Below are 16113 nucleotides of genomic sequence, written 5' to 3' on the forward strand. Positions count from 1 at the left end.
GAGCCGTATTTTTTGAACAAAAAGTGACTTGCAAAATTTTGAGAGTGTGCAAATCTTAGATTAGCGTATTTTGAATGCAAAATACGGGATGCAATAAAAACAAGGACTCGATCCCATGGAACGTACCCTCATCGGCATGCTCACGCCGTCTTCCAATACCGTGTTAGAGCCTTATACCAGCGCACTCTTGCACAGTCTCTTGCCGGAAGTAACCGCTCACTTCCAGCGTTTTACGGTTACAGAAATCTCTATGCGCGGCGAGTCCCTGACTCAGTTCGATCCGGCGCCTTTGCTGGCAGCGGCGCAGTTGCTTAACGACGCACGCATGGACGTAATCGCCTGGAACGGCACCTCCTCGAGCTGGCTGGGGTTCGAGGCCGACCGTCGTCTCTGCGCGGCCATCCAGGACACTATTGGTGTGCCGGCGACCACCAGCGTACTGGCGCTGAACGAAGTGCTCGAGCGCGCCCAGGTGTCGCGGCTGGGCTTGGTCACGCCCTATCTCGATGATATCCAGGCGGCCATCGTCGCCAACTACAACGCCGCCGGGCACGAAGTGGTGGGGGAGCGTCATCTCAATGACAAGGGCAATTTCTCCTTTTCCGACTACGACGAAGCCACTCTGGCCGAGATGGTGCGCGAGGTCGCCCAGGCGCGGCCCGAGGCGATCACCATCTTGTGTACCAACTTGCGCGGGGCTGGCATCGTCGCCGAGCTGGAGCAGGAGCTGGGCATTCCCATCTACGACTCCGTCAGCGTCACCGTATGGAAGACCCTGCAGATGGCGGGCATCGACCCGGCGCGGGTCACCGGCTGGGGTCAGCTATTCCAGGATCGACGCCTGAAGGCATGAACCCATGACAGTAAAACCTTCCAATCGACAACAACAATCAAGCGCGTAGGAGAGAACAATGAAAGCAACGTTCTTCAAGAAAGTCGCTATCGCTGCAACGGTGGCCTCTGGTTTGACCGCAGGAAACAGCATTCTCGCGGCGGACATCCAGCTACGGGTAGTGGGCAACTTCTCGGGCAACAAGCTGCACGTCGAGGAGGTCGAGCGCCCTTTCTTCACCAAACTGGGCGAGCGCGAGGATCTGAATGTCGTCTACAACACCATGGACGCCATTGGCGTGGAGGCCGCGGATGCCTTGCGCATGATCCGCTCCGGCGCCTTCGATGTCATGTCGGTGCAGATCGGCATGGCCTCTCGCGATGAACCCTTTTTTGAAGGCATCGATCTGGCGGGAGTAACCGCCAATCTTGATGAGCAGCGCGAAGCGGTGGAGGCCTTCCGTCCCAAATTCGATGCCCGGTTGCAAGAGCGCTTCAACGCTAAGCTGATGACGCTATGGCCCTTTGGACCCCAGATGATGTTCTGCAACGGCGATATCAACGGCGTCGACGGTCTCGAGGGTAAGAAGGTGCGGGTCTTCACGCCCTCCATGTCGCGGCTGGTAGAAGGACTTGGCGCGACACCGGTGACCCTGCAGTTCAGCGAGGTTTACCTGGCCCTGCAGCGTGGTGTGGCAGATTGCGGCGTGACGGCACCTTCCGCGGGCAACAACGGCAAATGGCCGGAAGTGACCGATCACTTCGTGCCGCTGCCGCTGGCCTACTCGGTGCAGGGGCATTTCATGAACCTGGATACCTGGAACAAGCTCGATGAGACACAGCAACAGGAGCTGACCGAGGCCTTCGCCGAACTGGAAAAGCAAATGTGGGACCTGGCCTACGACGTCAATGACGATGCCATCGCCTGCAACACAGGTCAGGAGAGCTGCCAGGATCATAAAGCCTACGACATGGCCCTTGTGGACATCGACGAAAATTCCCGCGAGCGGGTCGAGAAGATTACTTCTGACGCCGTGCTGCCGGTATGGGGCGAAAACTGCAATCAACAGTATCCCGAGTGCACCCAGGTATGGAACGAGACCGTCGGTGATGTGACCGGCTTCCAGATCCAGTAGTCGTAACCGTCCCCCGCCGACAGTAACCGGTGCCGGCGGCGGGCCGAGGGGCATTATCATGCAATCACAGCATTTCTATCTTGCGGCTCGCAAGCTGGCCCATGGTGCGGCCATCGTGGCGGGCTATGCGGCCTTGGGGCTATCGTTGCTGATCGCCTTCGAGGTGGTCTCGCGCAAGTTCTTCAATTTTTCCCTGCAGGGGGTCGATGAGATCGGCGGCTATGTGCTGGCGATTGGGGTGGCCTTCAGTTTCGCCTACGCTTTATTGCACCGCGCCCATACCCGTGTCGACATGCTGCTGGTCAAATTGCCCGCGCCTCTGCGCGCCTTTTTGAATGCCGTGGCCATGCTGCTGTTGGCGGCCTTTGCTTCTTTCATGCTGTGGCGAGCCATCGAGACGTTACGCGAGACCCTGGAGTTCGGCAGTCGCGCCAGCACGCCGCTACAGACACCCCTTTGGATTCCTCAGACACTGTGGATCCTGGGACTTGGCGTGTTTGCCGTGCTGGCGGTATTTCTCGCGCTGCGCGCCTGGTGGTTGCTATTGCGTGGCCAGATTGGCGTGGTCAATGACGAGTTCGGCCCCCGCTCCGCGGATGATGAGCTCAATGAAGCGCGCCAGGATTATGGTACCCGCGTGTCCGAAACCCAACAGCGGAGGAGCCCTTCATGATCGGTGCTTTCGAAGTCATGATCGGTTTTTTATCATGCTAGGCATGATGGCCCTAGGGATTCACGTCGCGGTGGCGATCCTGTCCGTGGCGGTGCTAGGCACGCTGATGTTCCTGGGCCTGCCGCTGCTGTACTCCTTCGGCGACACCCTGTGGGGCACACTCAACGACTTCATCCTGACCGCGATTCCGCTGTTTATTCTGCTGGGAGAACTGCTATTGCGTAGCGGGGTTACCGAGCGCATGTACAGCGCCTTGTCGGTATGGCTCAATCGCCTGCCCGGTGGTCTTCTACACACCAATATCGGCGCCTCCGCGGTATTTGCCGCCATGTCCGGCTCCTCGGTGGCCACCGCCGCCACCATTGGCACCGTGGCCTTGCCGGCCTTCGCCGAACGCGGCTACAGCGAGCGTTTGCGCTCGGCACCCTGGCCGCCGGAGCGACGCTCGGCATTTTGATTCCACCCAGCATCAACATGATCATTTACGGGGCGATCACCAACACCTCCATCGGCAAACTGTTCATCGCCGGCATCCTGCCGGGGCTGGCCCTGGCTGGCGCCTTCATGCTGGCGATCATGGCTTTCAGCCTGCTGAGGCCCGGCGTGGCCGGCGAGCGCGAAGAGCGGGTTCCATTGCGCAAGCGTCTGGCGTCGCTGGTGGACCTGCTGCCGCCAACGTTCGTCTTCGCCATCGTCATGGGCAGCATCTACGGTGGTTGGGCCACGCCCACCGAGGCGGCGGCCTTGGGAACAGTGGCCGCGCTGGTAGTGGCGGCCTTCAACCGCAAGCTGACCGTCACGATGCTGCACGAGTGCTTCCTGTCCATGGCGCGCACCACGGCGATGATCATGTTGATCATCGTGGCCGCCTTCTTCCTCAACTACATCGTCGGCATTCTGGGTATCCCCAATACCCTGACGCGCTGGGTCGCAGATCTGGGCCTTTCGCCCGTGGGTCTGATCCTGGCACTGGTGATTTTTTACCTGGTGCTAGGCTGCTTCCTCGAGACGCTTTCGATGATGATCGCCACCGTGCCCATCGTGGTGCCGATGGTTGTGCAGTTTGGCTTCGACTCGGTGTGGTTCGGCATCTTTCTGGTGGTCATGATGGAGATCTCGCTGATCACCCCGCCCATCGGCATGAATCTCTACGTGGTCCAGGGCGTGCGAGGCAAGGGCTCGATTGCCGATGTGATGATCGGGAGTCTGCCGTTTCTCGCCATCATGCTGGCCTTCGTGGCACTGATCATTATCTGGCCGGGGCTGGTGCTATGGTTGCCCAATGCCATGGGTTGAGGAGTACGACCAAGGTTTTGACTTTGACATGAGTCTGACAATAACGATGTGAGATCAAAACAATGGATAAGGCGAATGAGGTGACAACGAGTTCTCGAGACGGTATCCAGCCGGTGGCGCCGGAGAATCGACCGATGACCCAAGGCAGCTACGCCCTGGTCTTTTGGTCATCGGGCATCATCGTCCAGATCATGGTGATCGGGTTGTACCTGCTACATCCGGTGGGCGGCTTGAATTTCATTCAGGTGATCGTAGCGGGGGTAGTCGCCAGCATGCTGGTCGCCCTATTGATGACGCTCCAAGGACATGCCGGCATGCGCTACGGCATCCCGTTCATCGTTCAGGGACGGACATCTTTCGGTACTCAAGGTACCAAGATCGTTGCCATTTTGAGGTGCATACCGGCCATCGCCTGGAACGGTATTGGTACCTGGATTGGTGCCTTAGCGTTGCAACAGGTCACGACTAGCCTATTTGGCTTCGGCAATGTCTGGATCTATTTCTTCTTTTTACTGATTCTGCAGAGTTTGCTGGCCTATCGTGGTGTGGGTACGATCTCGCGTTTCAATGGTGCGATGTCGCTGATCATCTTTGCCATGCTGTTGTATTTCTTCTATGTGGTGTTTGCCGAAGGTGATATCGACTTTTCCGTTGCCTCGGAAGTACCTGGTTCTTGGGGGCTGTTGTGGATCGCCGGCATGATGGCTGCCTTTGCCAACTGGACGACCGTCATCCTCAATAGTTCCGACCTGACACGCCAGATCGATCCACGGGGGCGCTCTATTCTGCGTGTCAGCGCCATTGCCAACTTCTTCGGTGTGATTCCACCATGGCTGTTCATGATCCTGTCCGGCATGCTGATTGGCCTTGCTACCGGTAGCACCGATCCTATCGCCGGCCTTGTCGAACTGGCGCCTAATCCGGTGTTCGGCATCGTGCTGCTGGTGTTCATCATCCTGGCGCAGATCACTTCGAACCTGACGCTCAATATTCTGCCGCCGGCATTGGCCTTCCAGGACATCTTCAAGATTTCCTGGCATAGCGGCATTATTTTGGTCGCCGCACTCTCGGTGGTGACAGCGCCCTGGTATTTGTTCTCCAGCGATTACTTCTTCACGTTCCAGAACTTCTATGCGAGTTTTTTAGGACCGGCCACCGCCATCATGCTGGCGGATTATTTCATCCTGCGCAAAACGAAGCTCGATGTAATTAAACTCTATGATGAGAACACCTATCGCTACGCCAGCGGCTTTAGTCCAACGGGGATGCTGTCCCTTGTCGCTGGCGCTGTGGTGTCTTTCCTGTTCCTCGATTACTCCTGGTTGGTGGGTTTTCCCTTCACCCTGGTGTTCTTCCTGGCCGTCAAGAAGACTGGAATTGATGCACGTTTCCAGGACACGGATCGGGCGAAGATTTCGTCGGAATGAAATGCCATGCCACTCCAAAGCAGGCGATTAGAGACGACTTTTCGGATTGAATGGATTGATGAAGCGATGAAAGAAAATGAATTGAAGCTACGTATGTTCGTGAATGGTCAGGCGATGTCTGGTGGTGCCATTAATTTTTCCTTGAAAGGCGCTGCGTTTCTAGGAAACGTCAAGACGGCGGCTAAATATCGCTTTTATTCCGTTCGAGACGAATTCCCTGGGCTTTTTCCTGCAGCCGAGAATGGCTCGATGGTGCCGGGCGAGCTTTATGAAGTTTCCTATAAACAGTTGCGTGAACGTCTGCTGCCGAATGAACCCGAGGAGCTCGAGCTTACGGTAATCGAGCTTGAGGATGGTTCAGGCTCGCTAAGCATGCGCCTACGAGATACGGCCCTTGATCTGCCCGGGGTGATAGACATTAGTGAAAAGGGCGGCTGGCTGGCTTACAGAGCGGGTCGATAAGCCTATGGGCTTTACCCGATACGAACTCAAGGAGGCAATAACGCTATGCAAGGTTACGACACGCTGATCAAGAATGGCCTGATCATTACCGCTGCCGACCGCTATCACGCCGACATTGGCATCAAGAACGGACGTATCGTCGCCTTGGGTCGTGATCTCGGTGAGGCCGAGGAGGTCATCGACGCCGAAGGATTGTGGGTACTGCCTGGCGGCATCGACGCCCATTGCCATCTGGATCAGCCCCTCGGTGATGGCGCGGTGATGGCCGATGACTTTCACAGCGGTACGCGCTCGGCGGCCTGCGGCGGCACCACCACTGTAATTCCCTTCGCCGCTCAGCATAAAGGCCAGAGCCTGCGCGCCGCGGTGGAGGATTATCATCGGCGCAGCGAGGGCAAGGCCTTCATTGACTACGCCTTTCACATGATCGTCACCGACCCCACCGAAACGGTGTTGAAGGAAGAGTTGCCGGCGTTGATCAAGGAGGGCTACAGCTCCTTCAAGATCTACATGACCTACGACGATCTCAAGCTCAATGATCGCGAGATTCTCAACGTGCTGGCCCTAGCCCGGCGCGAGGAGGCCATGGTCATGGTGCACGCGGAGAACGCCGACTGCATCGCCTATCTGACCGAGCTTCTCACGGAGAGCGGTAACACCGGGCCTTACTATCATGGCGTGGCGCATTCGAGCATTGGCGAGCGCGAGGCATCTCACCGGGCGATTTCGCTGGCGGAGCTGGTCGATGTGCCGGTGCTGATCGTGCATGTCTCCGGCATTGATGCCATCGAGCAGATCCGCTGGGCTCAGAGCCGGGGGCTGCGCGTCTACGGCGAGACCTGCCCGCAGTACCTGATGCTCACCGCCGACGATCTGAATCGCGATGGCTTCGACGGCGCCAAGTACGTGTGCAGCCCGCCGCCTCGCGACCCGGCGTCCCAGGAAGCGGTGTGGCAAGGCTTGGAAAGCGGCGTGTTCCAGGTGTTCTCCTCGGATCACGCGCCCTTTCGCTTCGAGGATCTGAAGGGCAAGAAGCTTCACGGCGAGCATGCCCATTTCGAGCACATTCCCAACGGCATTCCCGGCCTCGAGACGCGGCTGCCGATCCTGTTCTCCGAGGGTGTGGTCAAGGAGCGTATCGATGTCACTCGCTTCGTAGCGTTGACCGCGACCAATCCGGCCAAGATCTACGGACTTTATCCGCGCAAGGGCACAATCGCCATCGGCAGCGATGCCGACCTGACCCTGTGGAACGCTGAAGCAAAGAGCACCATACGTAACGCCGAGCTGCATCATGCCGTCGATTACACGCCTTACGAAGGGCTCGAATTGACCGGACTCCCAGTGCTCACGCTATGCCGCGGTCGGGTGGTGGCCCGGGATGGTCAGCCCGAGAGCGAGGCCGGTTACGGCGAATTTCTCGAGTGCGACAAGCCGCAGCCCGCCCGCCCACGTGGCAACGCCAAGGGATTCTGATCATGACTCACGAGGAGATCGTTACCGCCGGCGCCCAGCGCTTGATCGACGCTCACGAGCAGCGCAGGCAAATTGCGATACCCGAAGATATTCCGCTGAGTGAGGTGCAGGATGCCTATGCCATTCAGGAACGTGTTTCCGCGCGCTTGAGTACGCCCTCGGGTTGGAAGCTGGGCGGCATCATCAAAGGTGAGATACCACGCTTCTCACGCTTGTTCAGCGATCTGAGCCAGCGCTCACCTGGGCGCATCGCTCAGAAGGACTATCATCGTGTCTTTCTCGAGCCGGAGCTTGCCGTGGTGCTGGGCGACGATCTGCCGGCACGCAGCACCCTCTATAGCCTGGAAGAAATCATCGAGCGTATTGCCAGCCTGCATGCCGCCATCGAGGTGGTGGATAGCCGTTTCGAGAGCTGGCCGGAGGTGCCGCCGCTTTGGCAGCTAGCCGATGGATTGAGTCACGGTAGCTTCGTGCTGGGTGGCGGCATCGATGGCGCCGATCTAAAGCAGCAACTAAAGCAAATAAAGGACGCCGCCTATCGCCTGGTATTGGATAGCAAAATAGTCCTCTCGGGCCGGGGCGATCACCCTGGCGGCGATCCCGCCCAGTTGCTGATGCAGATGATCAATACCCGCATTGCCACCAGTGGCGAGGGATTCCAGGCTGGCGAGGTGATCACCACGGGCACCTTCAATGGCGTGGTGGAGATGCGCCCGGGGCAATGGGCACAGTTGCTCTTCGAAGGTATCGGCGAGGTGGAGTTGAATCTCGACTGACTTTCATTGCCCCGACCTTCACACTGGGTATCCCTGTTTGTAGCAGAAGGAACCTGGCGATGGCTCAGAGTGACTCCTTACCCCCCATGCATGATGTCGGTAGTGCGGGTATGAACATCCATAAGGGCATGCCCCAGACCGGTATGTCGCTGCTGTCGGGGGTCAGTCTGCCGGCGGCGGCGATTTTCGAGGCGCCACTGGCACACAATCTGGCCTGGATGCAACGTTTCGCCGACGCTCATCACGCTCGTTTTGCTCCGCATGGCAAGACCACCATGACCCCTGCGCTGTTCAAGCGTCAGCTTGAGGCCGGTGCCTGGGGCATCACCCTGGCCACCGCACCACAGTGCCGCGTGGCCTTCTCTCATGGGGTCGAGCGTTTGTTGCTGGCCAATCAGCTCGTTGGTACAGCGAACATGGCAATTATCGCCGAGCTGATCGAGGCGGGCGCCGACTTCTACTGTGTGGTCGATAGCGCTGCCAATGTGCAGGCGCTGGGGCGTTTCTTTGCCGAACGCAACTTGCAACTGAACGTGCTGATTGAGCTGGGTGTCGAGGGAGGGCGCTGCGGGTGCCGGACTCAAGCGCAGGCCATCGATCTGGCGCAACTGGTCAATGCTGAACCGGCGCTGAGGCTGGCGGGCATCGAGGGCTACGAGGGCGTGGTTCATGGGGAAGCGCAGGGTGATGATCCTGTCCCCGCTATTCGTGGCTATGCCAAGTGCTTAGTAGACACTGCCCAAGCGCTGCACCGCGACGGTCTGATCTCGGTGAGCGATCCAATCATCACCGCCTCCGGTTCGGCCTGGTACGACCTGATTGCCGAGGCGTTCGATGAGGTGAAATTGCGCGAAGTGTTCACCCCGGTGTTACGCCCGGGCTGTTATATAGTCCACGATCATGGCCTTTATCACGAGGCGCAGCACAACGTGCTTTTGCGCCGGTCGGACTTGCAGAAAGGCCTGCGCCCGGCGCTGGCGGTCTTTGCTCAGGTGCAGTCGCTGCCCGAGCCTGGGCTTGCCATCGTTGCTATGGGCAAGCGCGATATCGGCGGCGATCGATTGCCCATACCCTTGCAGCGCTATCGGGAAGGCAAGAAGCGAGAGGGTGGGCGCACTAATGAGGTGCTTGGGGTATCCGGCTGGGAAGTGTTCAAACTGATGGATCAGCACGCCTTCATTCGTCTGCCGGAGAATGTAAAGGATGTGCAGGTGGGCGATATCGTCGCCTTCGGCGTCTCTCATCCGTGCCTGACGTTCGATAAGTGGCGGCGGCTATGCCTGGTGGATGAAAACCTCAAGGTCAGCAGGATTTTGGAAACATTCTTCTAGGAAGCGTCTTCATGGATCGATTCGACCGCTGGCTGATTGTGCCGCTACTGCTTGTCTTAACTGCAGCCTCGCTGATTCCACTCATCGAGAGCGATACCTGGTGGATTCGCTATCTCGATTATCCGCGACTGCAGTTCGCCATACTGCTGGCAGTGCTTATCATCTTGCATCTAGTGTTGGGCAGTCTGCGCCGAGTGACGAACTGGATCGTGACAGCGCTGGCGGGTGTGGCATTGGCCTCCCACGTCTATTACCTCTATCCCTATGTGTTACCGGTCGAAAAGCCGGCCAAGAACATAGCGTCCTGCCCCGAGGAGTCACGCTTTACGCTGCTTATTGCCAACGTGAAGAAGGCCAACCAGGACTCGAAGACGCTGTTCGAGATCCTGCGCAATGCCGATCCCGATCTGTTTCTGGCGATGGAAACCGATGCTTGGTGGGACCGCGAGATCGATAGCCTAAACGATCGTCTTCCTCATCGCGCACAATACATCCCCCGGCAAGCTGAAGCCTATGGCATGCATCTGCTGTCGCGCTATCCCTTGAGCGACACGCAGATCCGCTTTCGTTTCGACGAGCATACCCCCGCCATCAACACCCGGGTAAGCTTGCCGAGCGGGGAGGCGATCGACCTTCATGGCTTACATCCGCATCCGCCGCTGTACTGGTCGCAATCGACGCTCCCCCGGGATGCGGAACTGCTAGCCACCGCCCTTGAGATACGCAATAACGACAGGCCTGCCATCGTCGCCGGGGATTTCAATACCACTGCATGGGAAAGCGTCTTTCGCCGCACCCTGCGTATCGGCAATCTGCTCGATCCTCGGGTAGGACGCGGACTCTATCCCACCTACGATGCCCATAATCCGGTCATTGCCTGGCCGCTGGATCATGTGATCTTTCAACATGGAATGGGTCTTGTGCGTTTCGAGCGCATGCCTGAATTTGGATCGGACCACTACCCAGTGCTTGCCGAGCTCTGTTATCAGCCCGAGCTTGCCGACCGGCAAGCGACGCCGGCGCTAAACAACGACGATCTGGATCAGGCTCAAACCACGATCGAGCGGGCCGAAGTTCAGAAATAGCCAGCCGAGAAATGAAAGGCCACGATGGCCCTTCATTTATCATTCACCCCTCGAAGTTGGCATCCGAGAAAAGGGTGCGAATGCGCAGGGTATGCTCGACCTGTCTTAGCGCTTCAAGCGCCTGGGGGCCATAGGCTTTGTCCACATCCACTACCACGTAGCCCACTTTGTCGTTGGTCTGCAGGTACTGGGCAGCGATGTTGATGCCGTCTTCCGACAGGACTCGGTTGATCTCGGAGAGCACGCCGGGCACGTTGTCGTGAATATGCAGCAGGCGATGCTTGTCCGGGTGCGCCGGCAGCGAGACTTCGGGAAAGTTGACCGAGGTGATGGTGGTGCCATTATCGGAATAGGTGACCAGTTTCTCCGCTACCTCGACGCCGATGTTCTCCTGGGCCTCCAGGGTCGAGCCGCCAACGTGGGGGGTCAGGATGACATTCTCTAGACCGCGCAGCGGCGAGACGAACTCCTCATCGTTGCCCTTTGGCTCTACCGGGAAAACGTCGATGGCCGCACCCAGCAGCTTGCCGCTCTTCAAGGCTTCGGCAAGGGCCTCGATATCCACCACGCTGCCCCGGGAAGCGTTGATCAGGATGCCGCCTTGCTTCATCAGGGCGATCTGCTCCTTGCCGATCATCCAGCGGGTGGAGGGCAGGTCGGGAACATGCAGCGTGACGACATCCGCCCGGGCCAGCAATTCCTGCAGGCTACCGACCTGGCGAGCGTTACCCATGGCGAGCTTGGTGACCACATCGTAATAGATCACATCGAGCCCGACGGACTCGGCGAGCACCGAAAGCTGGGCACCGATGTTGCCATAGCCGATGATCCCTAAGGTCTTGCCTCGCGCCTCGTGAGAGTTCTTGGCGCTCTTGAGCCAGCCACCCTGATGGGCGCGTGCGCTTTTCTCGGGAATGCCGCGCAATAGCATTATGGTTTCGGCGAGCACCAGTTCCGCCACTGAACGGGTATTGGAGTAGGGGGCGTTGAAAACCGGAATGCCCTGTGCCAATGCCGCAGTGAGATCGACCTGATTGGTGCCGATGCAAAAACAGCCTACGGCGGCAAGTTTCTCGGCAGCGGCGAAGACACGCTGGCTCAACTGAGTGCGGGAGCGAATGCCGATGAAATGGACGTCACCAATCTTGTCGATCAGCGCCTCTTCATCGAGAGAGGTCTGCAGATGTTCGATGTTGGTGTAACCGGCGTTCAGGAAACTATCCACGGCGGTCTGGTGAATGCCTTCGAGCAGCAGTATCTTGATCTTACTCTTGTCCAGAGAGGTCTTGGCCATTCTCGAATCAACCCTCATAACGGCGTAGGCCGCATTTTCAGTAGATGGTGAATGCTAATGAGTGCGCGTTGACAGGGTGGCTATCCTAGCACAGCCAAGATAAAGCAAAATGAAATTGCCACCGCTTGAACATGAGCCGTCCTGCTTGTGAACGTGTCTGTCCCCACCCAAAGGCATCTTCAGGGCGGATGCGAGCGTGTATACTGTGCTCCAAGAACAGTCATGTTTACCTGAAGATGAGTAGCATCATGGCGCACCAAAAGGGTACTGCAGAGGACGGCGCGCAAGACGAGACGCCAGGCGACTTTGTCGCCACTCTCGAGAAGCTTGAAGCATTGGTCAATCAGTTGGAGTCCGGCGATCTTTCTTTAGAAGCCTCACTGGCCGCCTTCGAGCAAGGCGTCACCTTGACCCGAGAGGCTCAGCGACGCCTGGGTGAGGCAGAACTGAAAGTGCAGGCATTGGTCGAACGACCCGACGGTTCCATTGATGAAATTCCTTTCGATGATGTATCAAGTGCGTCATCGAACAATCCGGCAACGCTTGGGAGGTTAGGGATGACCTGGGAAATCGATAATGGCCAAGGAAATTGATGATGGGCAGTAATGTCGCGGAGTTGCCGCTGCGTCTGGATGCGGATCGCGCGCGAGTCAATGTGGTTCTCGCAGCACTGTTCGACGATCGTTCGATGGTGGCGCCACGTCTCGAAGCGGCCATGGCCCATGGCGTACTGGGAGGCGGCAAGCGGTTGCGGGCGTTACTGGTTTATGCCGCAGGACGGGCGATGGGGGCCGAGGATGATGAGCTGGACCCTGGTGCTGCCGCCATCGAACTGATCCATGCCTATTCTTTGGTGCATGACGATCTGCCCGCCATGGATGACGACGATCTGCGGCGTGGTCAGCCCACCGTGCATCGTGCCTTTGACGAGGCAAGCGCCATCCTAGCCGGCGATGCGCTACAAACCCTTGCTTTCGAGCTGTTGGCGGATGCCGCTCATCCACATCTTGCTGCCATGGTGCGTACCCTGGCCGGCGCTTCCGGTCGCGAAGGCATGGCCGCGGGACAGGCGCTGGATCTTCAGACGGTGGGAGACCGCCTGGATGTCGAGACCCTGGCCAACGTCCACCGCCACAAGACTGGCGCATTGATTCGTGCGGCGGTTCGGCTTGGTGGGCTTGTTGGCGCCGGCGAATCCGATCCACGTTTGATGGCTCTGGATGACTATGGGGCCGCTATCGGCCTTGCCTTCCAGATCCAGGATGACATTCTCGATGTGGTAGGCGATACCTTGACCCTGGGCAAGATCAGCGGGGCCGATGCGGCTCGCGACAAGCCGACATATCCCTCTTTGCTTGGACTCGACGGTGCGCGAGCCAAAGCCCAGGGGCTTCTCGAACAAGCCCTCGATGCGCTGGCGCCACTAGGTGATGCCGGTGCGCCTCTAGAGGAGCTTGCCTGTTACATGATCGAGCGCGATTACTAAAGAGCCTTTATGAAGCTGTTCGACGAGATTCCCGTCGAGCGTCCGGCGACGCCGTTGCTCGACACCATTGATACTCCTGTAGCACTGCGTGCCTTCAGTATGGCCCAGTTGCTCGAACTGGCGGACGAGCTACGCGCCTATCTGCTTTACAGCGTTGGCTGTAGTGGCGGCCATTTTGGTGCCGGGCTGGGGGTGGTCGAGCTGACCGTGGCACTGCATCAGGCGCTTGACACCCCGGAAGACCGTCTGGTGTGGGATGTAGGGCATCAGGCCTATCCCCACAAGATCCTTACCGGGCGTCGTGAAACGATGACCTCGATTCGTCAGTACGGTGGGCTGGCGGCGTTTCCACGGCGTCGGGAATCCGAGTACGACACCTTCGGCGTCGGCCATTCCAGTACATCGATCAGTGCAGCCTTGGGCATGGCCCTGGCGGCACGCACCCAGGGCAAACAGCGCCGGGTGTGTGCGGTGATAGGTGATGGCGCGCTGACCGCCGGTATCGCTTTCGAAGCGCTGGCCCATGCGGGTCATGTGGATGCCAATCTGCTGGTGATTCTCAACGACAACGAGATGTCGATCTCGGAAAATGTCGGTGGCATGGCAAGCTATCTGGCAAAGGTCTTTACCAGCCGCACCTATACCACGGTCCGCGAAGGCGGCAAGAAGGTCCTGGCGCATCTTCCCGGCGCCCTTGAGATTGCTCGGCGCACTGAAGAGCATATGAAGGGCATGGTCAGCCCGGCGACTTTGTTCGAGGAGATGGGCTTCAACTACATCGGCCCTGTCGATGGCCATGACCTGCCGCGACTGATTCAGGTTCTGCGTACCGTGCGGGATCTGGAAGGGCCACAGTTTTTGCACATCAGGACCAGCAAGGGCAAGGGCTTTCGCCCTGCGGAAGCCGATCCGATCGGCTATCACGCCATCACCAAGCTGGAGAAGACTGTTGTCGATGCCGCGCCTAAAACCCCTGTTCAGGCACCGGCCAACCAGCCCCCCGTTACACCCAAGATCAAACCCCGCAACGACGATTTATTGCGTCCGAAACCGCGCAAGTATTGCAGCGTGTTCGGTGACTGGCTGTGTGACATGGCTGACGCGGATGGGCGGCTGATCGGCATCACGCCGGCGATGCGGGAAGGCTCCGACATGATTCGCTTTTCCCGAGAGTATCCGGAACGCTACTACGACGTGGCCATTGCCGAGCAGCACGCGGTGACCCTGGCGGCAGGTATGGCCTGCGAGCATATGAAGCCGGTAGTGGCAATCTATTCGACCTTTTTGCAACGTGGCTACGATCAGCTCATTCACGATGTTGCCGTACAGCATCTGGATGTGACCTTTGCCATCGATCGCGCTGGTCTGGTGGGGGAGGACGGCCCGACTCACCACGGCACTCTGGATCTATCCTATCTGCGCTGCGTGCCGGACATGGTGATCATGCGCCGGCGGATGAAGCGGAATGCAGGGCGATGCTGAGCGCCGCCTATCATCACGCCGGGCCGGCGGCGGTGCGCTACCCAAGAGGAACGGGGCCTGGGGTAACGATCCCTGAGCATCTCGAACCCCTGCCTATCGGTCAGGCCGAGACGCGTAGGCGTGGGCAACGCATTGCCTTGCTTGCCTTCGGCAGCCTAAATACCCCCGCCGCTGATGTTGCCGAGCGTCTGGATGCCACGCACATCAACATGCGTTCGATCAAGCCCCTGGACCGAGAAACGGTGCTCGAGGCAGCGCGCAGTCACGAGCTACTGGTGACGCTGGAAGACAACGTGATCGCCGGTGGCGCAGGCAGTGCCGTCAATGAGTTGCTGGCAAGCGAAATGCTGCCGACCGGCATCCTCAATCTTGGTTTGCCGGATGTGTTCATAGAACACGGCAAGCCTGAAGAGTTGCTAACTGAGTGTGGTCTTGATGCAGGCGGGATCGAGGCTGCTATTCGTGGGCGTCTCAAGGCAAAAGAAGCCTTGTGACGTTATTGACCATTTCCATCAAGACGAGAGCATCATGCTGATAGTCATTATAATCGGCGCCGTGCTGGGGTATTTGATCGGCGATTTCCTGGGCATGCTGATCGGCGCGGGACTGGCTTACTGGCTTGTACGTCGACTGCGTAAGACGCTTCTGGGCAAGCTGGTACAGGTGCAAGGACAGTTCCTCGATTCTACCTTTGCGGTGATGGGGTGTCTTTGCAAGGCAGACGGCCAGGTCACCCGGGACGAACTCGAGATGTCCATGCGGCTGTGGGAGCGTCTGCGACTCAATGAACAACAGCGCGAACGAGCAAAAGCTGCGTTCAATCGAGGTAAGTCGGCGGAGTTCGATCTGGATGCGGAGCTGGCCACCTTACGTCAGGTGACCAAAGGACAGCGTGCGCTGCTGCAGATGTTTCTGCAGGTTCAACTGTCGGCCATTGCCGCGGATGGTATGGTGCACCCTGCAGAACATGAAATGTTCCTGCAGATCGCGAGAGGGCTTGGGTGCTCAGAGGCAGAAATTCAGCAGATCGAGGCCATGCTGCGTGGCGGTGGCGCTCAAGCGCCGGGAGCCACGTCCGGTCAGTCCCTGGAAGATGCCTATCGCGTGCTGGGCGTTGAGGAAGATGCCAGCGATGCGGAGCTAAAGCGCGCTTATCGACGCTTGATGAGCCAGAACCATCCGGACAAGCTGGCGGGCAAGGGATTGCCCGAAAGCATGCGTGAGATGGCGGGGGAACGAACTCGCGAGATAGGCAACGCCTACGATCTGATCAAGAAAACCCGGGAACAGCAGCCGGCGGCCTAGGGCCTGTTGACGTTTCATCGCGAACCGCGTTGCTGCATCAAAAAGTGTCAGTC

The 16113-nt window shown here is 58.6% G+C and carries 13 protein-coding genes and 2 pseudogenes; 14 read left to right on the forward strand and 1 reads right to left on the reverse strand.

Annotated elements, in window-relative coordinates; all coding sequences use genetic code 11:
• Positions 1-115 precede the first annotated feature (115 nt).
• From CH74_RS09190 to CH74_RS09235, 10 genes and pseudogenes are all read left to right on the forward strand, one after another.
• Positions 116-853 carry an aspartate/glutamate racemase family protein gene (locus CH74_RS09190; protein ID WP_048307160.1) on the forward strand — a complete coding sequence of 246 codons (738 nt, stop codon included), beginning with the start codon at positions 116-118 and terminating at the stop codon, positions 851-853.
• Between the two features lie 58 nt (positions 854-911).
• Positions 912-1967, forward strand: a complete 1056-nt coding sequence (locus tag CH74_RS09195; RefSeq protein ID WP_048307161.1) for a TRAP transporter substrate-binding protein — start codon at positions 912-914, stop codon at positions 1965-1967.
• A 58-nt stretch (positions 1968-2025) separates the two neighbouring features.
• Positions 2026-2640 carry a TRAP transporter small permease subunit gene (locus tag CH74_RS09200; RefSeq protein ID WP_048307162.1) on the forward strand — a complete coding sequence of 205 codons (615 nt, stop codon included), beginning with the start codon at positions 2026-2028 and terminating at the stop codon, positions 2638-2640.
• A 46-nt stretch (positions 2641-2686) separates the two neighbouring features.
• Positions 2687-3936: pseudogene (locus CH74_RS09205) on the forward strand (TRAP transporter large permease).
• A gap of 80 nt (positions 3937-4016) precedes the next feature.
• Positions 4017-5363: a cytosine permease gene (locus CH74_RS09210; RefSeq protein WP_216594742.1), complete on the forward strand. Its 1347-nt coding sequence runs from the start codon at positions 4017-4019 to the stop codon at positions 5361-5363.
• Between the two features lie 6 nt (positions 5364-5369).
• The gene (locus tag CH74_RS09215) at positions 5370-5825 is read left to right on the forward strand and encodes a gamma-glutamylcyclotransferase (RefSeq protein ID WP_253273019.1); all 456 of its coding nucleotides are present in this window, start codon (positions 5370-5372) and stop codon (positions 5823-5825) included.
• A gap of 45 nt (positions 5826-5870) precedes the next feature.
• Positions 5871-7301, forward strand: a complete 1431-nt coding sequence (gene hydA, locus CH74_RS09220; protein ID WP_048307165.1) for a dihydropyrimidinase — start codon at positions 5871-5873, stop codon at positions 7299-7301.
• A gap of 2 nt (positions 7302-7303) precedes the next feature.
• Positions 7304-8077 (forward strand): 2-keto-4-pentenoate hydratase, encoded by a 774-nt coding sequence (locus CH74_RS09225; RefSeq protein ID WP_048307166.1) that lies wholly within the window; start codon positions 7304-7306, stop codon positions 8075-8077.
• Positions 8078-8136: 59 nt separating this feature from the next.
• On the forward strand, positions 8137-9408 hold the full coding sequence (locus CH74_RS09230) for an amino acid deaminase (RefSeq protein ID WP_253273020.1): 1272 nt from the start codon (positions 8137-8139) through the stop codon (positions 9406-9408).
• 11 nt (positions 9409-9419) lie between these two features.
• Positions 9420-10493 (forward strand): endonuclease/exonuclease/phosphatase family protein, encoded by a 1074-nt coding sequence (locus tag CH74_RS09235; RefSeq protein WP_048307167.1) that lies wholly within the window; start codon positions 9420-9422, stop codon positions 10491-10493.
• Positions 10494-10536: 43 nt separating this feature from the next.
• Here CH74_RS09235 and serA read toward each other — a convergent pair whose 3' ends face one another.
• Entirely contained in the window at positions 10537-11787 is a 1251-nt protein-coding gene (gene serA, locus CH74_RS09240; RefSeq protein WP_048307168.1) for a phosphoglycerate dehydrogenase, read from the reverse strand.
• Positions 11788-12035: 248 nt separating this feature from the next.
• Here serA and CH74_RS09245 point away from each other — a divergent pair, with 248 nt between their 5' ends.
• The 4 genes and pseudogenes from CH74_RS09245 (at position 12036) to djlA (ending at position 16060) form a co-directional block, all read left to right on the forward strand.
• On the forward strand, positions 12036-12380 hold the full coding sequence (locus tag CH74_RS09245) for an exodeoxyribonuclease VII small subunit (protein ID WP_082140357.1): 345 nt from the start codon (positions 12036-12038) through the stop codon (positions 12378-12380).
• Positions 12381-12382: 2 nt separating this feature from the next.
• Positions 12383-13273 (forward strand): (2E,6E)-farnesyl diphosphate synthase, encoded by an 891-nt coding sequence (ispA, locus tag CH74_RS09250; protein WP_172656323.1) that lies wholly within the window; start codon positions 12383-12385, stop codon positions 13271-13273.
• 9 nt (positions 13274-13282) lie between these two features.
• Positions 13283-15249 (forward strand): annotated as a pseudogene (dxs, locus tag CH74_RS09255) (1-deoxy-D-xylulose-5-phosphate synthase).
• A gap of 34 nt (positions 15250-15283) precedes the next feature.
• Positions 15284-16060 (forward strand): co-chaperone DjlA, encoded by a 777-nt coding sequence (gene djlA / locus CH74_RS09260; protein ID WP_048307170.1) that lies wholly within the window; start codon positions 15284-15286, stop codon positions 16058-16060.
• Positions 16061-16113 lie beyond the last annotated feature (53 nt).

Source organism: Halomonas sp. PR-M31 (assembly GCF_001039575.1).
Taxonomy (GTDB): domain Bacteria; phylum Pseudomonadota; class Gammaproteobacteria; order Pseudomonadales; family Halomonadaceae; genus Modicisalibacter.